This window comes from Streptomyces sp. RB17 (assembly GCF_009604455.1).
Classification (GTDB): Bacteria; Actinomycetota; Actinomycetes; order Streptomycetales; family Streptomycetaceae; genus Streptomyces.
Genome location: NZ_WEGL01000005.1, coordinates 341,995 through 361,193 on the forward strand (window position 1 = coordinate 341,995; position 19,199 = coordinate 361,193).

Here is a 19,199-nt window from a genome sequence, read left to right on the forward strand (position 1 = left end):
CGCCGGCGGCGAGCGCACCGTCCATCACCGGGATCTGCCCGGCCACGCACTGACCGGCCCCGGGCGAGCCCCGGGGCCGGCCGAGCGGGTCATCCCGTGGTCAGGGCGGTTCGCTCCGTGCCGTCCTGCGCCGGCGACGCGCTCTCCTGCGCCGCACGCCCGCGCAGCGCCGTCACCACCAGCAGTGCCGAGAACAGGGCGGCCGCGCCGCACACCACGAATCCGATCGCGTAGCCGTGGCCGAGGGCGTCCAGGGCGTACGCACGGGCCGCGCCCGGTGGGGAGGCGGCGGGGACGGAGTTGAGGGCGAGGGGGCCGCCCTCCTTCAGCACCTCGTGCGCCGCCGCCTGCGACTCTGCGTTCAGGGACGACGAGGTGGCCAGCGAGGAGGTCACCCGGGACGCCGCCTGACTCAGCGCGACCGCGCCGATGACCGCCGGACCGAGGGTGAAGCCGAAGTCGCGCAGCAGGTTGGTCGCCGCGCTCGCCATGCCGGCCAGCGGCAGCGGCACCGTGTTGACGGCGGTCGCGGTGATGGACGACACCGTGAACGCGAAGCCGATGCCGACCAGCCCGAGCGGCAGGATCAGCGAGGCCAGGTTCCGGTCGCCGACGTCGAGCCCGGCGGCCAGGAAGTCGCCCGCGGCGATCAGCGCCAGCCCGGCGCTGAGCAGCGCCCGCGCGGGCAGTCGGTGCAGCAGCCGGGAGGTCAGCGGGGTGAGCACCGGGGCGATGCCGTTGAGCAGCAGAAACGCGAACGCGGTACGCATCGGGCTCTGGTGCTGGATGGGACCGAGCCGGATGCTCGCCGCGTACGCCGTGCCCAGGAAGCTGAACATGCCCACGACCGCGACGACCGACGCGATCGCGAAGGAACGGTTGCGGAACAGGTCCAGGCGCAGCAGCGGGGAGCGGGCCCGGCTCTCGGCGGCCACGAACAGGCCCACGAACACCACGGCGATCACGAACGCCATGACCACCGGAGCCGAACCCCACCCGTCCGTCGGCCCCTGGATGACGGCGTACAGCAGGGCGAACAGACCGACACCGATGGTGATCTGGCCGCCGACGTCGGGTGAACGACCTTCCGGTGCCCGGGAGTTGGTGGCGAGCCACAGACTCGCCAGGGCGCTCACCGCGGCGAGCACGGCGACCACCACGAACGCCGAGCGCCACGAGCCGTAGGTCCCGGTGATCCCGCCGAGCAGCGGAGCGAGGAAGCCGCCCGCCGACAGGCTGGAGGCCCACACGGCGATGGCACGGGCGCGCTGCGGCCCGGTGTGCGTGCCGGCCGCGATCATGGCGAGCGAGGTGGGGAAGAGCGCGGCGGCGCCGAGACCGGCCAGCACCTGCCCCAGCCACAGCTGATGGATGCCCGAGGCGCTCGCGGCGACGACCTCGCCCGCGCACAGCAGCGCGGCGCCGCCGACGAGGAGCTGTTTGCGGCCGAACAGGTCGCCGAGCACGCCGAAGGTGAGTTCGAGCACGGCGACGGGCAGCAGGAAGGCGTCGGAGATCCAGGTGAGTTGGGAGCCGACAGGGTGGAGGTGTTCCTGGAACAGACCGTTGAGGGTGGCGGGGATGGCCAGACCGATCTGCGCGAGGCAGACGGCGAGACAGCCGGCGACGAGCGTGCCGAGGGGGAGGGTTCTGCGTGGGGCGGCGGATGCGTCGGACATGGGAGGGTCCCGATCTCAGTGGTGGGTGGGGTGCGCCGGGCGGTCGCGGCCGACCGTCAGGCGTGCCGGCCGGTACGGGACGTATGCCGCCCCGTCCGGACCGAGCGCGGTGGCGGACCGCTGCAGCGCGGCCGGGGTCGCGGCGTCGTCCCAGTCGCCGGTGGTGACACGGTGGTCCAGCGCGTGCAGGGCGGCCACGGTCTCGGCGGTGGTGAAGGTGCAGTGGCCCTGCCGTTCGACGTAGGCCTGCCGCAGCAGCGCTCCGTCCCCGGCCGCGCGCACCCGGTCGCCGAACTGCCGCTCCTGTTCGACCGGGACCAGGTTGTCGGCGATCGTGTGCACGTCCAGCAGCGGTACGCCGAGGCCCTGACCGGCGGAGGAGGTGCGCTGCGCGGCACGGACCGCGGCGGGGTCGGCGGTGATCGCGGCGCCCCGGTTCAGGGATGCCAGGTCGGCGCGCAGGTCGAGTCCGGCCGCCCGGTACAGCGCCCGGACCTGCGGTGCGTGGACGGATCCGGCGAGCAGGCGGGCGTAGTCGACCCCCGCGTTCCAGGAGGTGTTGCCGCCGGCGGACTGCTCGACGGCGTACCGGCCGCCCTCGACGAACGACAGGATGCCCTGCGCGAACCACGCGTCCTGCTGCTCCTCCTGGCCCGCCCAGTCCGTCGGCGCCGGCTTCTGCTGTCCGGGCGCCCAGGCGGGCAGGTTGAGGAAGGCCGCGGCCAGCGCGATCCGGGCGCGGCCCTGCGCGCTGGTCTGGGCCGCGGCGACGGCGTCGGTGAGCCTCTTGGCGGTGGCGGCCGCGGCGTCGGCGGAACCGAAGCGGACCAGGCCGGGGCGCTGTCCGGGCAGGAGCAGCCGGGCGATGGTGTACTCGGCGTCGAGCTGGTAGTTGTCCAGGTCGGTGCCGCCCGCGACCAGGCCGCACAGGCCGAGGGCGCCGTCGATCCGGCCGGCGCCGTCGCGGGCGATCTGCGCGTTGACGAGCCCGCCCATGGACTGACCGACGGAAAGGGTGCGCCGCGGTGTTCCGGTCTGGGTGGTGACGGCGTCGAGCGTGGCGAACTGGTCGCGTTCGGCGCTGTTCAGGGCCCACATCGAGCCATGGGGGTCGTACGACGACCCAGCCATCGCATAGCCCTCGGCGAGCAACTCGGTGCGTACGGCGTCCGAGGGCGCGTCCGCGGCGACGGTGGGGCCGAAGCCGTGGCTGAACAGCAGCAGGGTGCCGTTCCAGTGGGCGGGAACGTCCGCGATCCAGGTGGCGCCGTCGGAGAGGGTGCCGGTGAGGTGGCGGGCGGCCGGTGTGTCCGCCTGCGCGGCAGGCGCGGGAAAGGTCGCGAGGGCCGCGGACGCCGACATGGCCAGGGCGGCCAGGGCGATGCGCAGACGGATTCGGGGAGTTCGGGGGCGGGTGCTGGTGCTGGCAGGCATGGAGGTGGCTCCTTGTGGGCGGCTGCGGAGCGGAGACCCGGGAAGATGCTCAGTGCACTGAACGAAGGTGTGGAGGAATGTAGGGCCGAATTCTTGCGGCGGTCAAGACAATGCACAACATCGGTTTGAGGGCGGGACCGCTGCGGAGGTGGCACGTACGAACGGCCCTACGCCGCCGGCATCGTCTCGATCAGTCGGCGCGCCGCGTCCCGGGCAGGCGCTTCCAGCAGGGCGTGGACCGTGCGGAACGTCTTCTCCGCAGCGGCCGCCGGCCAGTCCGCCGGCAGGTGCCGTACGGGCAACCGGGGGTCGGCGCGGATGGTTTGGAGCCATTCGGCGGTCAGCCGGAGGCGCAGCGCGAGGGCGTCCTCGGCGTCCGGGTCCGCAGCGCCCGACGCGTACGGCCGCCAGGTCGCCTCGAACTCCCGGTAATGCGCGGCCAGTTCGCCCAGATCCCAGGTGTCGTCGATCATCTCGGCGATGTCCGTACCGGCGTCAGCATGCGCCCGGAAGACCTTCACATGCGCTTCCAGGCCCAGCTCGGCGACGATCTCGGAGACGTCGACTGCGCCGGGCGCGATCCACAGCCCGCTGAACAGAGCGCCGAAGCCCGCCCAGGTCAACTGGGAGCGCAGATCGTGCCGTTGGCGCTGCCAGGACTCCGGCAGCGAGAAGCCGAGCAGGGTCCAGGTGCCGTCCAAGTCCCGGTTGACCGCGCCGGTCGTCCAGATGCGCCGCTCGCCGTCGCGCAGGATCGCCTCCGAGCGGTCGGTGAGTCCGACATAGGTCCGCCGGCCCTCGCGCCTGCGGCTCAGCAGACCGCGACCGACCATACGCGTGAGCGTGGACCGGGTGGCCTGCTCTCCGACGCCGGCGCGCCGGAACACCTCGATGACACTGCCCGTGTACACGCACACCCCGCGGCCCAGCACCTCGTCACCGAGGAAACTGAGCAGGAGGGACTGGGGGCGGGGGACAGGAACGGTCACGCGGATACAGTACGAGGCCGCGTCCGCCCGCGGGTACGCGGCGACCGGCGCGTCAGGTGAGCCCGTTGCCGGCGACACGCAGCAGCAGGGTGTGCAGCGTCTCCCGTTCGGCGGGGGCGAGCGGGGTGAGCAGTTCGTCGGTCACGCGTTGGCCCGCCTGGTCCGTGTCGCGGAGGAAGGCCCGGCCGTCCTCGGTGAGGACGACGATGCGGCTGCGGCGGTCCTCCGGGGCCGGCCGGCGCTCGGCGAAGCCCAGCTTCTCCAGGTCGTCCACCAGGCCGACGATCGCGCTCGGGTCATAACCGAGCCGGGCGCTGAGCTCCCGCTGGAGCGCGCCCTCGGTGGTGGCGAGGAAGCGCAGCACGGCGTAGTGCCGCAGTCGCAGCCCCGACTCCTGCAGGAACGTGTTGAACAACTGACCGGAGCGCAGGCCCAGGCGGTACAGCAGATAGCCCGTGTCCGCGTGCAGCGCCCGCATCCACGGCTCGTCCGCGTCGATGGGGGCCGGGTCGTCGATGTGCTGGCGGGCGATGGCGGGCTCCCTGGTCTCGGTCCCCGGGCGCTGGGCTCCCCGGGGAGGGCTTCTCGTGTGCGGAGTCCAGCATGACGCACCGGAAGGACGGCAACAACTATTGACGACAACAATTATTGCTCTTAGCTTCGATCTCCTCACGACCGCACCCCATGCGAAGGGACCGCCCGTGCCCACCATCGATCTGACCGGCAAGGCCGCCGTCGTCACCGGAAGCGGCCGGGGCCTCGGCCTCGCCTATGCGCACGCCCTCGCCGCCCACGGCGCGTCCGTGGTCGTCAACGACATCGACGAAGCCGTGGCCGAGCAGGCCGTCAAGTCCATCACCGAGGCCGGAGGCACCGCCGTCGCCGAGGTGGTCCCGGTCGGCACGGCCGAGGCCGCCGACCGGCTGGTCGACCGTGCCGTCGAGGAGTTCGGGCGGCTCGACGTCCTGGTCACCAACGCGGGCATCCTGCGCGACAAGGTGCTGTGGAAGATGACCGACGACGACTTCGACGCGGTCATCAGCACCCATCTCCGGGGCACCTTCACCTGCGCCCGCGCCGCCGCCGTCCGCATGCGTGAGCAGGGCGAGGGCGGCACGCTCGTCCTCGTCGGCTCCCCGGCCGGGCAGCGCGGCAACTTCGGCCAGACCAACTACGCCGCCGCCAAGGCCGGGATCGCCGCCATGGCCCGCACCTGGTCCATGGAACTGGCCCGCGCGCACATCACCGTCAACGCGATCGTGCCGGTCGCCGCGACCGCGATGACCGAGACCATCCCCGCCTTCGCCCCGTACGTCGAGGCCATGAGGAACGGCGAACCGCTGCCGGCGTTCCTGCGCAAGGGGGAGGGCTTCGGCACCCCCGAGGACTGCGCGGCCCTCGTCCCCTTCCTGGCCTCCGAGGCCGCCCGCGGCATCACCGGCCAGTGCATCGGTATCGGCGGCGACAAGGTGGCACTGTGGTCACATCCGCAGGAGATCCGGGCCGCCTACGCCGACGGTGGCTGGACCCCCGACACCCTGGCCGACGCCTGGCCCACGTCGGTCGGCGCCGAGCCGCAGACCGTGGGCATCCCCGCACCGAAGATCCCGGAGGCGTGATGGCACCCGCGCCGAGGCTGGACGACCTGGTCGCGATCGACGTCCACACCCACGCGGAGGTGTCCGCCAAGGGCCACTCCTCCCTGGACGACGACCTGCACGACGCCTCCTCCGCCTACTTCAAGATCGAGGGCAAACGGAAGCCCACCCTGGAGGAGACCGCCGCGTACTACCGTGAGCGGCGGATGGCCGCCGTCGTCTTCACGGTGGACGCCGAGTCCGCGACCGGCACCGAGCCCGTCCCCAACGAGGAGGTCGCCGAAGCCGCCGCCGCGAACCCGGACGTGCTGATCCCGTTCGCCTCCATCGACCCCTTCCGCGGGAAGGCGGGGGTACGGCAGGCCCGCCGGCTGGTCGAGGAGTACGGGGTGCGGGGCTTCAAGTTCCACCCCAGCATCCAGGGCTTCTTCCCCGACGACCGCTCCGTGGCGTACGGCCTGTACGAGGTGATCGAGGAGACCGGCACCATCGCGCTCTTCCACACCGGCCAGACCGGCATCGGCGCCGGCGTCCCCGGTGGGGGCGGCATCCGCCTGAAGTACTCCAACCCGCTCCATGTGGACGACGTGGCCGCCGACTTCCCGCATCTGAAGATCATCCTGGCGCATCCGTCGTTCCCCTGGCAGGACGAGGCCCTGGCGGTGGCGACCCACAAGCCCGGGGTGCACATCGACCTCTCGGGCTGGTCGCCGAAGTACTTCCCGCCGCAGCTGGTGCAGTACGCCAACACATTGCTGAAGGACAAGGTCCTGTTCGGCTCCGACTTCCCGGTGCTCACCCCCGACCGGTGGCTGGCCGACTTCGCGAAGCTGTCCATCAAGGACGAGGTCAGGCCGAAGATCCTCAAGGAGAACGCGGCCCGGTTGCTCGGGCTGACCAAACCGTAAGGGGTGCCAGATGCGCAACGAGGGACTGGGGTCGTGGCCCGCACGCCGGGCCCGCAAGACCCCCCACCGCACGGCCCTGATCCATGACCAGCGGTCCACCGACTACCGCACCCTGCACACACGCGTCACCCGCCTCGCCCACGCCCTGCGCGCCCGGGGTATCAGGCGCGGCGACCGCATCGCCCACCTCGGCCCCAACCACCCCGCCTACCTGGAGACCCTGTTCGCCGCCGGCACCCTCGGCGCCGTCTTCGTCCCCCTCAACACCCGCCTCGCCGGCCCCGAGATCGCCTTCCAACTCGCCGACTCCGGCGCCAAGGCCCTGATCTACGGTCCCGCGCACGCCGGGCTCGTCGCCGGACTGCCGGGCGAGACGGACGTACGGACCTTCCTCGAGATCGGCGACGCATACGAAGAGGCCCTGGCGTCCGTGTCGCAGGAGCCGATCGATGAACCGGTCACCCCCGACGACACCTGCATCATCATGTACACCTCGGGGACGACCGGCCGCCCCAAGGGCGCCATGCTCACCCACGGCAACCTCACCTGGAACGCCGTCAACGTCCTGGTCGACCACGATCTGATCGCCGGCGAACGCGCCCTGGTCTCCGCCCCGCTGTTCCACACCGCGGGCCTCAACATGCTTGCCCTGCCGGTACTGCTCAAGGGCGGCACCTGCGTCCTGGTCGAGTCCTTCGACCCGGAGACCACCCTCGACCTGATCGAACGGCACCGGATCACCTTCATGTTCGGGGTCCCGACGATGTTCGACCAGGTCGCCCGGCACCCCCGCTGGGCGGACGCCGACCTGTCGTCCCTCCGCATCCTCACCTGCGGCGGATCACCGGTGCCGACCCCGCTCATCGCCGCCTACCAGCAGCGCGGGCTCACCTTCCTCCAGGGCTACGGCATGACCGAGGCCGCGCCCGGCACGCTCTTCCTGGACGCGGAGCACGCGGTCGAGAAGGCGGGCTCGGCGGGCGTACCGCACTTCTTCAGCGACGTACGGGTCGTGCGGCCCGACCTCACCCCGGTCGACGTCGGCGAGACCGGCGAGGTCGTGGTGCGCGGACCGCATGTCATGCCCGGCTACTGGGGGCTGCCGGAGGAGACCGAGGCCGCCTTCGCGGACGGCTGGTTCCGCAGCGGGGACGCGGCCCGGGTCGACGAAGACGGTTACGTGTACGTCGTCGACCGGATCAAGGACATGATCATCTCCGGCGGCGAGAACGTCTACCCCGCCGAGATCGAGGACCTCCTCCTCGGCCACCCCGGCATCGCCGAGTGCGCGGTGATCGGTGTCCCGGACGACAAATGGGGCGAGGTGCCCCGCGCGGTCGTCGTCCCCGCCCCGGGCGCCGACCTCGATCCGGACGAGGTGCTGGCCTCACTGTCCGGGCGGCTGGCCAAGTACAAGATCCCCAAGTCGGTGGTGGTCACGGACGAACTCCCGCGCACCGCCTCCGGAAAACTCCTCAAGTCCCGGGTGCGCAATCGCTACGGCACCCCAACCCCCTGAAAAGGAAGGCTACTTATGAGCATCACCGTCAACGGCCTGGACGAACTGAAGAAGCTCGCCGACAGTGACCTCGGCACCAGCGAGTGGATCGAGGTCACACAGGAGCGCATCGACACCTTCGCCGACGCCACCGGCGACCACCAGTGGATCCACACCGACCCGGAGCGGGCGGCCCAGGGCCCCTTCGGCGCGCCGATCGCCCACGGCTACCTCACCTTGTCCCTCTTCATTCCCCTCTTCACCGAACTGCTGGACGTGCAGGGCGTGACCACCAAGGTCAACTACGGCCTGAACAAGGTGCGTTTCCCCGCGCCGGTGAAGGTCGGATCGCGCATCCGGCTGGCCGCCCGGCTCACCTCGGCCGAGGACGTGCCCGGCGGTGTCCAGATCACCGTCGACGGAACGATCGAGGTGGAAGGCGCGAGCAAGCCCGCGGCGGTTCTGCAGAGTCTGTCGCGGTTCTACGCCTGACCTGGGCCGGTCAGTGGGAAAGTCGTTGGACTCGGGGTGCGCCGTCGCATAGCTTGACCGCGTTGGTGACCGTCCGAGTGAGTGGGGTGCGTGACCGATGGAAGGAATCCCCGAAGCGGATCTTCCACGTAGCTTCACCATCCGCGAGAGCAGCCACCGCATCCACAACCCCCTCACCGGCGAGAAGCTTGCCGTCCTCGGCCGGGCGCTCGGGCTGCCGCCCGGGGCGCGCGTGCTCGACCTGGCCTGCGGTTCGGGGGAGATGCTGTGCACCTGGGCCCGCGACCACGAGATCAGCGGGACCGGGGTGGACATCAGCACGGTGTTCACCGCCCGCGCTCGCGCCCGGGCCTCGGAACTCGGTGTCGCCGACCGGATCACGTTCCTCCACGGCGACGCCTCGGGTCATGTCGCCGAGGAGCCCGTGGACGTCGCGGCCTGCATCGGCGCCACCTGGATCGGCGACGGTGTCCCCGGCACGGTCCGCCTGCTGCAGAGCAGCCTCCGCCCCGGCGGGACGATCCTGATCGGCGAGCCGTTCTGGCGGCGCGAGCCGCCGAGTCAGGAGGCCGTCGAAGCCTGCCACGCCGGCAGCCGTGAGGACTTCCTCCCGCTGGCCGGGCTGATCGAGCGGTTCGGCGCACTCGGCTACGACGTGGTCGAGATGGTGCTCGCGGACCAGGACAGCTGGGACCGCTACCGCGCCGCCCAGTGGCTCAACATCCGCCGCTGGCTCGACAGCAACCCCGAGGACGAACTCGCCCCCGCCTTCCGGGAGGAGCTCAGCACCGCCCCTGTCCGCTACACCCGCTATGAACGCGAGTACCTGGGCTGGGGCGTCTTCGCGCTCATGCGCCGCTGACCGATGTGGGGGCCGGCAGCTCACCGGCCCCGACCCGCCGACGAAGATGTCGTAGCCCTTGATGCCGTTGGTGGCGGGCCTGCCGGTGAGCACGTTCCACACCGGGTTTTCGGCAGGCGTTCAAGCGGTCGGTGGGGGCTCTTCGCCGAAGACCCAGGGGGCCAGCACGACCTGCCAGCCGTCCGGGTCCTGGAAGAGCACCGCGCCGTGTTCCGGCCAGTACGGGTTCGCCGAAGGGACGGGGCTGTGCCCGTGCTCGGCGAGGCGTCGGACGGCGGCGGCCACGGCTTCGGGGCCACGCAGGTAGAGCACCAGCTGGTTCTCGGGGTGCGGCTCGGGGATGTGCGGTGGGTCGCCGTGCTGCAGAAGCTCCATGTGCACCGGTGTGCCCGGCAGGCCGAGGACGACGCCGTCGTAACCGTGGTGGCCGCGCCACTGGGCGAGTACCGGCAGCCCGAGGACATCGCGGTAGAAGACGAGAACGTCGTCGTACTTCGCGGTCGGCCGGGCGAACCGGACCGCTCCTACCTCGAGGTGGCTGGGCCAGGAGTGGGTCATGAGTCGATGCTGACACGCTTCCTTCACGGGGCGGATCGGGCCATGGGCCTACGACCGGAGACCTGCGCCGTGATGCGAGGGCCGGATCGGTATGGAGCGCGGAGCTCCCATGGAGTTGCCCTGACAATCGTTGTCGCGACAACCGAACGCGCCACTCTCCAGAAGATCCTCGAGACCGGCCGGGCAGACCTCACAGCATGATGTGCTTGACCTGTGTGTAGTCCAGCAGGCCGGTGAGGGACAGGTCGCTGCCGTAGCCCGAGTGACGTACCCCGCCGTGCGGCATCTCCGAAACGGTCGTGCCGTGCGTGTTGCTCGCCGCCAGTGAGGCCGCGGGCCGGGTCGCCGACCGCTGTCTGCAGATCTTCGGCGGCCGCGGCTACGACCGCACCTACCCCGTCGAGCGCATGTACCGCGAGCTGCGCGTCGACCGGATCTGGGAGGGCACCTCCGAGATCCAGCGGCTGATCATCGCGGGCGAGCTGACCAAGCGCGGTACGGGCGTCCTGGACCTGCCCACCGCCTGACGCATACGCCGCAACGGCCGACACCGATCGAAGGGAAGCTCGAATGACCGGCATCGAACGCGTCGGAGTCGTCGGCCGCGGCCTGATGGGTGCGGGCATCGCCGAGGTCTGCGCGCGCGCCGGCCTGCCGGTGACCGTGGTGGAACGCGACGCGCAGGCGGCCCTCTCGGGCGGCCTGCGGATCGCCCGCTCGCTCGACCGGGCCACCGCCCAGGGCCGGCTCACCGAGCAGCGGCGCGAGGCCATCGCCGCCCGGATCGCCGTGGTCGACCGGATCGAGGCCCTGCACGACCGTGACCTGGTGATCGAGGCCGTGGCGGAGGACGAGCGCCTCAAGGCCGACGTCCTCACCCGCCTCGACTCCGTCCTCACCGACGAACGCACGCTCGTCGCGACCAACACCTCCTCCATCCCGGTCGTCCGGCTCGCCTCGGCGACCGGACGGCCCGAGAACGTCGTCGGGGTGCACTTCTTCAACCCCGTACCGGTCCTGCGCCTGGTCGAACTCGTCCCGTCGCTGCTGACCTCGCCCGACACCGTCGCCCGGGCCGAGAGCTTCGTGACCGCCACCCTCGGGAAGTCGGGAAGGAGGTCGTCAGGACCCGGGACAAGGCCGGCTTCATCGTCAATGCGCTGCTCGTGCCGTACCTGCTGGAGGCGGTCCGCACGGTGGAGTCGGGTGGTGCCGGCGCCGAGGACGTCGACCGCGCGATGGTCCTGGGGTGCGCCCACCCGCTCGGCCCGCCGGCGCTGACGGACCTGATCGGTCTGGACACCGTCCGTGCCATCGCCGAATCGCTGTACGCCGAGTTCCGCGAACCCCGGTACGCGCCGCCTCCGCTGCTGTCGAGAATGGTGGAGGCCGGTCTGCTCGGGCGGAAGCCCGGAGGAGGCTTCCACACCTACGACGGACAGCCGCAGGATGCTGCCGCGGCACCGGCCGGGCCGCACGGGTGACACGGTGAGGGAAGATGGCCCCGGCATACGGCCACCGAACGAGGGGAGCGGCAGCGTGTCCACCAAGGTGCGCACAGCAGACACGCGCGAGCGCATCCTGACCGCGGCGTGCGAAGTGATCGCCGACATCGGCTTCGAAAAGATCCGCATGCGTATGGTCGCTGAGCGGGCAGGGGTGTCGACGGCGCTCCTGCACTACCACTTCGACACGCGCGAGAAGCTGTTCACCGAGGCGATGACCCATTCCTTCGCCCACACGGCCCTCGATGTCGAGCGCGACGCGCAGACCGCCCCGGCCGCGGTCGTCCTGGCCCGCATCCTGCGCAGCCTGCTGCCGGCCGATCCCGAACTGCAGCAGGACTGGCGGCTGTGGCAGGAGCTGTGGGCCCGGTCTCTGCGCGAAGAGACGACCCGGGCCTTCGCCGTGGACCTGTACGCGCAGCTGCACGCCTGGGTGGCCGACGCGGTGCGGCGTGGCATCGCATCGGGCGAGTTCACGCCGGTCGATGTGGACGACCTGAGCACGCTGATCCTGTCACTGAGCGACGGCTACGGCATCCGGTTGATGCTCCGCGACCCGACGGTCACCCTGGACAAGGCCCTCACGGCCATCTGGCGCCAGGTCTCCACCGCACTGGGCCTGCCGGACGAGCTGCCGGTGGAGTGAACGTCTGTCGCCGGCGATGCGTCACAGCGCACCGGCGCATGCCCCCACAAGGGAATGTACTCATCTGAAGCTGAGTACCTGCGCTCTGCTCGGCACAGGCGCGGGACGGCACGCTCGGACCATGCGCGAAAGACTGACGAGACCCGTTGCCCACCTGTTGCCGACCCTCGTACTCGCGGGGGTGTCGCTCGCGGCGTGGGCCGCATGGCTGGGCTGGGACCAGCACCGAGACGTGCACCCCGATGGCTCGACGACCGGCCCGTACGAGGCGTGGCAGGTGATCGGGCTGGTGCTCACCCTCCTCGTACCGGTGTGCTGGACGGCGTCCCGGCACCACCTCGCCGGCACGGTACTGGGCCCCACGGTCGGCCTCACCCTCGCCGCCTATTCCGACTGGTCGGACGACTCCAGCGGACTCTTCGTCATCGGCGTGGGACTGGTCATGATCGGCAGTCTTGTCACGACCCTCATCGTCTCCGCCGTTGTCACCTCGATGAGACAGAGACCGCGGAGGTGAGGTCCTTCCAGCGGTGGGTGGCGAAGGGTGAACGGTCATCCATGAGCAGCATCTAGCCGGTGGCGCGGTCCATGACGCGGCGGGCGGCCTCGGCTTCCGCGGCGGGCGGGGACAGCTCGTCGAGGGTGTCGAGCTCGTCATCGGATTCCAGCTCCCGTTCCCAGGCCGCTGCGAGCTGTTCCTGCTCCTGGCGCGGTTTGGCGCCGACTTCGTCCCGGTGACCGGGGTCCAGGGCTGCCAGGAATCGTACGAGCGGATCTGTGGCCATGCCGTGCTCCTTGTCGCATGGAGGGGTGCCACCCTTGTCCAGCATCGCTGAACCAGCCCGTGTTGTCTGCTCGACATGGTGGGGCGAGGGGAGTGACGCGCTCGCCCCATGCCCGCCCGGCGGTACGCTCCGCGTCCGCTACTCGACGGCCGGGTCCTCCTGGCTGCCCCGCACAGCTTTCTGTACGGCCTGCCCGACCTCGTGCGGGCCGGCCCCGGTGGCCTCGGCGTGCGCGGTGATGGCCGCCTGTACGGCGTCGGACGCCTCGCGCCAGCGGCGCAGCTGGGCGTCGTACTCGCCACCGGTGAGGCCCGCGAGTTTCGCGCGCTCCTCCTCGGCGGTGCGTTCCAGCTTGATCAACTCATCGGGGAGCTCTGCCACGGCAACGGATCCTCAACGCCTCGTCCGACGCCTCCATCATCGCGCTCACCGCCCGATCGGGTCGAGCCGCGGAGGGTCAGCACTCCGGCACTGCGCCGGGCCGGCACCGCGCCGCACCACCCGCCATCGTCCGACTGCTGAGCGGCTTACAGCAGGGCGATCTGCCAGGCGAGGAGCAGTGTGCTGAGCACGGCGGTGACGATGGCGCCGCGGAGTGTGCCGCCGAGGCCGCCGTAGGGGTCCATCGGGCTGTAGGGGTGGTCGGGGGAGACGAGGACGGTCATCGAGGAGCCGACGTCGGCGGGGCGGCCGAAGGAGGCGTTGGCGATCTCGGTCTCGTAGCGTTTGCCGTCGATGGAGTAGCGCACGACCGGTGTGAGGAAGTACGCGCCCGGCTTCCCGCTCTGCGTGGCGGTGTTGCCGATCACCTCGGCCGACAGTTCGAGGGCCGTCGGCCGAATCTGTCGGAGCGTCACGTTCCGACGGAGTTCGCGCGCCATGGTGACGAGCGACGCCACGAGTACTCCCGCTGTCACCAGCAACCACACCATGAGGTATCTATAGCGCACCCGGGACGACCGTTCGAGGCCGGGTGGAGGACCAGGGGCGCGTTCCTCGTCGATGTCGGCGACGCTCACGACCTCGGCGCCGGACGCTCACCCCAGGCTCACCCACGTTCCCCGCTCGGCCGAGCGCTCCATCGCATCCAGTGCCACCGCGCTGGCCACGGCATCGCTGAGAGTGGTGCCGACGGCGGTGCCCTCGGTGACGGAACGCAGGAACCGGTAGGCCTCGATGACCTTCAGGTCGTCGTAGCCCATGCCGGTGGCCGCCCCCGGCTGGAACGCGGCGTATTCGCCGTGGCCGGGGCCGACGTACACCGTGCTGACCGGCTGGTCCTGGTAGGTCGTGCCCCGGCTGACGGCGAGTTCGCCCATGCGGCGGAAGTCCCAGAAGACGGCGCCCTTGGTGCCGTGCACCTCGAAGCCGTAGTTGTTCTGCTCGCCGACCGAGACCCGGCAGGCCTCCAGGACGCCGCGGGCGCCGGAGGCGAAGCGCAGCAGGCAGTTGACGTAGTCCTCGTTCTCGACCGGGCCGGGTTCGCCGCCGGTGGCGAGCGTGTGGCCGGCGGTGGCGCCGGTCGGCCGGGCGCGTTCGGGGAGGAAGATCGCGGTGTCGGCGGTGAGCGAGGCGAGGTCGCCGAGCAGGAACCGGGCCAGGTCGACGCCGTGCGAGGCCAGATCGCCGAGCACCCCGCTGCCACCGCGTGTCCGCTCGTAGCGCCAGGTCAGGGCGCCCTGGGGGTGGGCGGCGTAATCGCTGAAGAGGCGGATGCGGGCGTGCGTGACCGTGCCGATCTCACCGGAGGCGATCAGATCGCGGGCGGCCTCGACGGCGGGCGCGTTGCGGTAGTTGAAGCCGACGGTGCCCTGCACGCCGGCCTTGGCGGCCGCGTCGGCGACCGCGCGGGCGTCGTCGGCGGTGAGCCCGACCGGCTTCTCGATCCAGATGTGCTTGCCGGCCCCGGCCATGGCGACGCCGATCTCGCGGTGCAGGAAGTTCGGGGCGGTGATGCTGACCGCCTGGATGCGCGGGTCGGCGGCCACCTCCCGCCAGTCGCGGGTCGCGGCGGCGAAGCCGTACAGCCCGGCCGCCTCCTCCGCGCGGCCCGGCACCTCGTCCGCGACGGCGATCAGTTCCGGCCGCACGGGCAGCTGGGGGAAGTGGTGCGGCAGGCGGGCGTACGCCTGGGTGTGCACCCGTCCCATCCAGCCGAACCCCACGACGGCGACGCCGAGCGTATTCACCATGAGCGCCCTTCTTTGGACCGTTCCACAGCTTGGGCGCCCACCATGGATCCTGCTTCTCGCGGGTGTCAAGGCCCTTTACACGAGGAGACACGTTGTGGAACGGTCCAGCCATGAGCACTCCGACCATCCGTGACGTGGCCGAACGGGCCGGCGTGTCCAAGTCGCTGGTCTCGCTCGTGCTGCGCGGCTCGGAGGGTGTCCGGCCGGAGAAGCGCGAGGCCGTCCTCGCGGCGGTCGAAGCGCTCGGCTACCGGCCCAACGCGGCCGCGCGCAGCCTGAGCGAGCGGCGCACGCGCACGGTGGGGGTGCTGCTCAACGACATGCGCAACCCCTGGTTCGTGGAACTGCTCGACGGCCTGAACGCACGGCTGTACGACAACGGCCTGCACATGCTGCTGGCCGACGGCCACCTCAACCGGCGCCTCGGCGAGGACCTCACCCGGACCTTCACCGAACTCCGCGTCGACGGCCTGATCGCCGTCGGCACGCTCCAGGACCCCCAGGCCCTGCGCTCCGCCGCCGGCCTGGTCCCCACGGTCGTCGCGAGCACCCGTGAACCGGTGCTGCCCGGCGTGGACATCGTCGCCAACGACGACGAGCACGGCGCCCGCCTGGCCACCGAGCACCTCATCGGCCTCGGGCACCGGCACATCGCGCACATCGCCGGCCGGGGCGCCGTCGGCGACCTGCGCCGGCGCAGCTTCGAGGCCACCATGCGCGAGCACGGCCTCGGCGACACGACGGTCGTGGAGCAGGGCGACCTCACCGAGGAGGGCGGCTACCGGGCCACCGTCCGGCTCCTGAGCCGTGCGCCGCGCCCGACCGCCGTCTTCGCCGTCAACGACATGACCTGCGTCGGCGCGCTGTCCGCCGCCGAGGAGACCGGCCTGCGGGTGCCGCGCGACCTCTCCCTGGTCGGCTACGACAACACCTACCTCTCCCGGCTGCGCCATCTGTGGCTGACCACCGTGGACAGCGCCGGCCATGAGGTGGGCCGACGTGCCGCGCAACGGCTGCTCGACCGGATCGACGCGCCGGACCGCCCGAGGGAGGTCGATCTCGCCACGCCCGTCCTCGAAGTGAGAGGCACGACGGCCCCACCGCTCGCGGATGCCTGACGGCGGTCGAGCGGAGCCGCGCGTCGCCGCCCCGGCGGGGACCAGTCGTCGCGGTCGCCTCGTTGTGGCCATCCAGAAACGATAGAAAGGGGATATGGGTGAAGTTTCGGGTCGATCCGGGCGTGATGTGCCTGATGCGTCCAGGAGCGCTCGTGGGCCGGACCGGCCCCGCCGGCGGGGGGAGGCCTGGCGGTCGCTGCTGAGCGTGCGCAGCGTCGCCGGACAGGTCTTCCTCCTGCAGCTGGCGGTCGTGGTGCTGCTCGTCGCCGCCGCCCTGTTGGCCCTGGTGGTGCAGGCTCAACGCGACATCATGGCCGGCGCCCGGACCCGGACGCTGGCCACCGCGCAGACCTTCGCCCACTCCCCGGGGATCGTGGCGGCGCTGCGCAGCGCGCACCCGAGCGCTGCGCTGCAGCCGTATGCCGAGGCGGCCCAGAAGGCCGCGGGCGTCGACGCCATCATCGTGTACGGGCTGAACGGGGTCACCCTCACCCACAGCGACCCGCACCAGATCGGCAAGCGCGTCATCGGGCCCTACTCTCAGGCGGCGAACGGCAAGCCGTTCACGAGCACCTTCCAGGGGTCCCTGGGGCTCTCCGTGGTCTCGGCGGTCCCCGTCAAGGCTCCTGACGGCTCGGTCATCGCCATCGTCTCCGTGCCGGTCACGGTCGAGAAGGTCCAGCACAGGGTGAACCGGCAGCTGCCGGTCCTCTTCGGCGGTGCGGCCATCGCCCTCGTCGTCGCCGCGAGCGGGTCGGCCCTGGTGAGCCGACGGCTGCGGCGGCAGACCCATGGCCTGGGTCCGGTGGAGATGACCCGGATGTACGAGCACCACGACGCGGTCCTGCACGCCGTGCGGGAAGGGGTGCTGATCGTCGGCGGTGACGGCCGGCTGCTGCTGGCCAACGACGAGGCACGGCGGCTGCTGGACCTGCCGGCGGACGCGGAGGGGCGGCACGTCACCGGTCTGGGGCTGGAGGAGGACCTCGCCGGGCTGCTGGCCTCCGACCGCCCCGCCACCGACCAGGTGTACCGGGCGGGCGACCGGCTGCTCGCGGTCAACAAGCGGCTCACCGCCCCCCACGGATCGGTCGGCAGCGTGGTGACGCTCCGGGACACCACCGAGCTGCAGGCCCTCGCCGGCCGGGCGGAGGTGGCGCGCGAACGGCTGAAGTCGCTCTACGACGCCGGGCTGCGCATCGGCACCACGCTCGATGTGAAACGGACGGCCGAGGAACTGGCCGAGGTGGCGGTGCCCCGGTTCGCCGACATCGCCACCGTCGAACTGCTGGACCCGGTCCTGCGCGGCGAGGAGTCCTCCGGAAGGACCGCCCCGCTCACCGAGTTGCGCTGCAGCGCCGTGGCCGGCCCGGACACGGGCCACATCCTCCACCGCGCCGGCGAGCTGATGCGGTTCGTCCCGGACCACCCCGTCTCCACGGCGATGGCCGAGGGCCGACCGGTCCTGGTCGGGGACCTGAGCGCCTCCGAGAGCTGGCTGGCCTATCACCCGGAACGTGCCCGGCGGATCCTCGACCACGGCATCCACTCGATGCTCGTGGTTCCGTTGCGGGCCCGCGGCGTGGCGCTGGGCGTGGTGGACTTCTGGCGCGCCGAGGGGTCCCCGCCGTTCGAGGACGACGACGTGTCCTTCGCCGAGGAGCTGGCCGCCCGGGCGGCGCTGTGCATCGACAACGCCCGCCGCTACACCCGCGAACACGCCATGGCCGTCACCCTGCAGCACAGCCTGCTGCCACGCGGGCTGCCCGAACAGTCCGCCCTCGAGGTGGCCTACCGCTACCTGCCGGCCCAGGCCGGGGTGGGCGGGGACTGGTTCGACGTCATCCCGCTGTCCGGCACCCGGGTGGCGCTGGTCGTGGGCGATGTCGTCGGCCACGGCCTGCATGCCGCGGCGACCATGGGCCGGCTGCGCACCGCCGTGCACAACTTCGCCAGCCTGGACCTGCCCGTGGAGGAACTGCTGGTCCGGCTGGACGAACTGGTGGCCCAGATCGACGCCGAGGAGGTCGCCGACGCGGAGGACGGAGAGGGCGCGATCACCGGTGCGACCTGCCAGTACGCCGTCTACGACCCCACCTCCGGGCGGCTGGCCCTCGCCACCGCCGGCCATCCGGGCCCGGCGGTGGTCCGGCCCGACGGGACCATCGACTTCCCCCAGCTGCCCGTCTCCCCACCCCTGGGCCTCGGCGCCGGCCTGCCCGTCGAGACCGCCGAACTCACCGTGCCCGAGGGCTCCCGGCTGGTGCTCTTCACCGACGGACTGATCGAGGACCGCACCCGGGACCTGGACGCCGGTCTGGAGGCGCTGCGCGAGGCTCTGTCAGGACCCGAGCGCACACCGGAGGCCACGTGCGCCGCGGTGATGGAGGCCATGCTGTCCGACCGGCCCAGGGATGACATCGCCCTCCTGGTGGCCCGCACGTGCCGACTCGGACCCGCGCAGGTCGCCGCGTGGGACGTGCCCCGCGACCCGGCGGCGGTGGCCCCGGTACGCAGCGCCTGCGCCCGCCGGCTGACGGAGTGGGGCCTGGAGCACGTCGTCTTCACCGCCGAACTCATCCTCAGCGAGCTGATCACCAACGCCATCCGCTACGGCGCCGAGCCCATCGCCGTCCGGCTGCTCCGCACGATGCCGGTCGGCGGCCCCGCCGCGGGCTCCCTGATCTTCGAGGTCTCCGACGGCAGCAGCACCTCGCCCCGGCTGCGCCGGGCGAAAGCCACCGACGAAGGCGGCCGCGGCCTCTTCCTGGTCGCCCAGTTCGCCGAACGCTGGGGGACCCGCTACACGCACACCGGCAAAGTGATCTGGGCCGAACAGTCCCTCCGCGGCGGCGGCACGCCGGAGATGGAAGGACTCGGCGACATCCTGCTCGACCAGTGGGACGACACGGCGCTGTGAGACGGACACGCCCGG

Annotated in this window: 20 protein-coding genes and 1 pseudogene; 11 read left to right on the forward strand and 10 right to left on the reverse strand. The window is 71.7% G+C overall.

What is annotated here, in order from left to right:
* Positions 1 to 89: 89 nt before the first annotated feature.
* The 4 genes from SRB17_RS23300 to SRB17_RS23315 form a co-directional block, all read right to left on the reverse strand.
* Positions 90 to 1,679, reverse strand: a complete 1,590-nt coding sequence (locus SRB17_RS23300; RefSeq protein ID WP_153541842.1) for an MFS transporter — start codon at positions 1,677 to 1,679, stop codon at positions 90 to 92.
* Positions 1,680 to 1,694: 15 nt separating this feature from the next.
* Positions 1,695 to 3,113, reverse strand: a complete 1,419-nt coding sequence (locus tag SRB17_RS23305; protein ID WP_153541844.1) for an alpha/beta hydrolase — start codon at positions 3,111 to 3,113, stop codon at positions 1,695 to 1,697.
* Between the two features lie 167 nt (positions 3,114 to 3,280).
* Positions 3,281 to 4,108, reverse strand: a complete 828-nt coding sequence (locus tag SRB17_RS23310) for a PaaX family transcriptional regulator C-terminal domain-containing protein (RefSeq protein WP_323376206.1) — start codon at positions 4,106 to 4,108, stop codon at positions 3,281 to 3,283.
* A gap of 46 nt (positions 4,109 to 4,154) precedes the next feature.
* On the reverse strand, positions 4,155 to 4,580 hold the full coding sequence (locus SRB17_RS23315) for a MarR family winged helix-turn-helix transcriptional regulator (protein WP_153541846.1): 426 nt from the start codon (positions 4,578 to 4,580) through the stop codon (positions 4,155 to 4,157).
* A 223-nt stretch (positions 4,581 to 4,803) separates the two neighbouring features.
* Here SRB17_RS23315 and SRB17_RS23320 point away from each other — a divergent pair, with 223 nt between their 5' ends.
* The 5 genes from SRB17_RS23320 to SRB17_RS23340 all read left to right on the forward strand — a co-directional run bounded on the left by SRB17_RS23320 (position 4,804) and on the right by SRB17_RS23340 (position 9,460).
* A complete protein-coding gene (locus SRB17_RS23320) occupies positions 4,804 to 5,721 on the forward strand; it encodes an SDR family NAD(P)-dependent oxidoreductase (protein WP_323376133.1) in 918 nt (305 codons plus the stop codon).
* The gene (locus tag SRB17_RS23325) at positions 5,721 to 6,608 is read left to right on the forward strand and encodes an amidohydrolase family protein (RefSeq protein ID WP_153541848.1); all 888 of its coding nucleotides are present in this window, start codon (positions 5,721 to 5,723) and stop codon (positions 6,606 to 6,608) included. The genes SRB17_RS23320 and SRB17_RS23325 overlap by 1 nt, the downstream gene beginning before the upstream one ends.
* A gap of 10 nt (positions 6,609 to 6,618) precedes the next feature.
* Positions 6,619 to 8,127, forward strand: coding sequence for an o-succinylbenzoate--CoA ligase (gene menE / locus SRB17_RS23330; RefSeq protein ID WP_153541850.1), 1,509 nt, complete (start codon positions 6,619 to 6,621; stop codon positions 8,125 to 8,127).
* A gap of 15 nt (positions 8,128 to 8,142) precedes the next feature.
* Positions 8,143 to 8,598, forward strand: a complete 456-nt coding sequence (locus SRB17_RS23335; protein WP_153541852.1) for a MaoC family dehydratase — start codon at positions 8,143 to 8,145, stop codon at positions 8,596 to 8,598.
* A 97-nt stretch (positions 8,599 to 8,695) separates the two neighbouring features.
* Positions 8,696 to 9,460: an SAM-dependent methyltransferase gene (locus tag SRB17_RS23340; protein ID WP_153541854.1), complete on the forward strand. Its 765-nt coding sequence runs from the start codon at positions 8,696 to 8,698 to the stop codon at positions 9,458 to 9,460.
* Between the two features lie 120 nt (positions 9,461 to 9,580).
* Here SRB17_RS23340 and SRB17_RS23345 read toward each other — a convergent pair whose 3' ends face one another.
* Positions 9,581 to 10,018 (reverse strand): VOC family protein, encoded by a 438-nt coding sequence (locus SRB17_RS23345; protein ID WP_153541856.1) that lies wholly within the window; start codon positions 10,016 to 10,018, stop codon positions 9,581 to 9,583.
* Between the two features lie 190 nt (positions 10,019 to 10,208).
* Positions 10,209 to 10,304, reverse strand: a complete 96-nt coding sequence (locus SRB17_RS23350; protein WP_416237077.1) for a hypothetical protein — start codon at positions 10,302 to 10,304, stop codon at positions 10,209 to 10,211.
* A gap of 13 nt (positions 10,305 to 10,317) precedes the next feature.
* Here SRB17_RS23350 and SRB17_RS23355 point away from each other — a divergent pair, with 13 nt between their 5' ends.
* The 4 genes and pseudogenes from SRB17_RS23355 to SRB17_RS23370 all read left to right on the forward strand — a co-directional run bounded on the left by SRB17_RS23355 (position 10,318) and on the right by SRB17_RS23370 (position 12,686).
* Complete coding sequence (locus SRB17_RS23355) at positions 10,318 to 10,545, forward strand: acyl-CoA dehydrogenase family protein (RefSeq protein WP_416237078.1); 228 nt, start codon at positions 10,318 to 10,320, stop codon at positions 10,543 to 10,545.
* Between the two features lie 43 nt (positions 10,546 to 10,588).
* Positions 10,589 to 11,502 (forward strand): annotated as a pseudogene (locus SRB17_RS23360) (3-hydroxybutyryl-CoA dehydrogenase).
* A 55-nt stretch (positions 11,503 to 11,557) separates the two neighbouring features.
* Positions 11,558 to 12,169 (forward strand): TetR/AcrR family transcriptional regulator, encoded by a 612-nt coding sequence (locus tag SRB17_RS23365; protein ID WP_323376136.1) that lies wholly within the window; start codon positions 11,558 to 11,560, stop codon positions 12,167 to 12,169.
* A gap of 121 nt (positions 12,170 to 12,290) precedes the next feature.
* A complete protein-coding gene (locus SRB17_RS23370; RefSeq protein ID WP_153541860.1) occupies positions 12,291 to 12,686 on the forward strand; it encodes a hypothetical protein in 396 nt (131 codons plus the stop codon).
* A 52-nt stretch (positions 12,687 to 12,738) separates the two neighbouring features.
* Here the strand turns inward: SRB17_RS23370 and SRB17_RS23375 are convergent, their stop codons facing one another.
* The 4 genes from SRB17_RS23375 to SRB17_RS23390 all read right to left on the reverse strand — a co-directional run bounded on the left by SRB17_RS23375 (position 12,739) and on the right by SRB17_RS23390 (position 15,146).
* Positions 12,739 to 12,954, reverse strand: a complete 216-nt coding sequence (locus SRB17_RS23375; protein WP_153541862.1) for a hypothetical protein — start codon at positions 12,952 to 12,954, stop codon at positions 12,739 to 12,741.
* Positions 12,955 to 13,092: 138 nt separating this feature from the next.
* Entirely contained in the window at positions 13,093 to 13,335 is a 243-nt protein-coding gene (locus SRB17_RS23380; protein ID WP_323376137.1) for a hypothetical protein, read from the reverse strand.
* A gap of 146 nt (positions 13,336 to 13,481) precedes the next feature.
* Positions 13,482 to 13,973 (reverse strand): DUF3592 domain-containing protein, encoded by a 492-nt coding sequence (locus SRB17_RS23385; protein ID WP_153541865.1) that lies wholly within the window; start codon positions 13,971 to 13,973, stop codon positions 13,482 to 13,484.
* Positions 13,974 to 13,991: 18 nt separating this feature from the next.
* A complete protein-coding gene (locus SRB17_RS23390) occupies positions 13,992 to 15,146 on the reverse strand; it encodes a Gfo/Idh/MocA family protein (RefSeq protein ID WP_153541867.1) in 1,155 nt (384 codons plus the stop codon).
* Between the two features lie 110 nt (positions 15,147 to 15,256).
* Here SRB17_RS23390 and SRB17_RS23395 point away from each other — a divergent pair, with 110 nt between their 5' ends.
* The gene (locus tag SRB17_RS23395; protein ID WP_153541869.1) at positions 15,257 to 16,264 is read left to right on the forward strand and encodes a LacI family DNA-binding transcriptional regulator; all 1,008 of its coding nucleotides are present in this window, start codon (positions 15,257 to 15,259) and stop codon (positions 16,262 to 16,264) included.
* A gap of 94 nt (positions 16,265 to 16,358) precedes the next feature.
* Entirely contained in the window at positions 16,359 to 19,184 is a 2,826-nt protein-coding gene (locus SRB17_RS23400; protein ID WP_153541871.1) for a SpoIIE family protein phosphatase, read from the forward strand.
* Positions 19,185 to 19,199 lie beyond the last annotated feature (15 nt).

Coding starts and splice junctions, on each gene's coding strand:
- SRB17_RS23375 (WP_153541862.1), bottom strand. CDS start 12,954: ATGGCCACAGATCCGCTCGTACGATTCCTGGCAGCCCTGGACCCCGGT.
- SRB17_RS23390 (WP_153541867.1), bottom strand. CDS start 15,146: ATGGTGAATACGCTCGGCGTCGCCGTCGTGGGGTTCGGCTGGATGGGA.
- SRB17_RS23315 (WP_153541846.1), bottom strand. CDS start 4,580: ATGCGGGCGCTGCACGCGGACACGGGCTATCTGCTGTACCGCCTGGGC.
- SRB17_RS23400 (WP_153541871.1), top strand. CDS start 16,359: ATGGGTGAAGTTTCGGGTCGATCCGGGCGTGATGTGCCTGATGCGTCC.
- SRB17_RS23350 (WP_416237077.1), bottom strand. CDS start 10,304: ATGCCGCACGGCGGGGTACGTCACTCGGGCTACGGCAGCGACCTGTCC.
- SRB17_RS23345 (WP_153541856.1), bottom strand. CDS start 10,018: ATGACCCACTCCTGGCCCAGCCACCTCGAGGTAGGAGCGGTCCGGTTC.
- SRB17_RS23340 (WP_153541854.1), top strand. CDS start 8,696: ATGGAAGGAATCCCCGAAGCGGATCTTCCACGTAGCTTCACCATCCGC.
- SRB17_RS23300 (WP_153541842.1), bottom strand. CDS start 1,679: ATGTCCGACGCATCCGCCGCCCCACGCAGAACCCTCCCCCTCGGCACG.
- SRB17_RS23325 (WP_153541848.1), top strand. CDS start 5,721: ATGGCACCCGCGCCGAGGCTGGACGACCTGGTCGCGATCGACGTCCAC.
- SRB17_RS23305 (WP_153541844.1), bottom strand. CDS start 3,113: ATGCCTGCCAGCACCAGCACCCGCCCCCGAACTCCCCGAATCCGTCTG.
- SRB17_RS23370 (WP_153541860.1), top strand. CDS start 12,291: ATGCGCGAAAGACTGACGAGACCCGTTGCCCACCTGTTGCCGACCCTC.
- SRB17_RS23335 (WP_153541852.1), top strand. CDS start 8,143: ATGAGCATCACCGTCAACGGCCTGGACGAACTGAAGAAGCTCGCCGAC.
- menE (WP_153541850.1), top strand. CDS start 6,619: ATGCGCAACGAGGGACTGGGGTCGTGGCCCGCACGCCGGGCCCGCAAG.
- SRB17_RS23395 (WP_153541869.1), top strand. CDS start 15,257: ATGAGCACTCCGACCATCCGTGACGTGGCCGAACGGGCCGGCGTGTCC.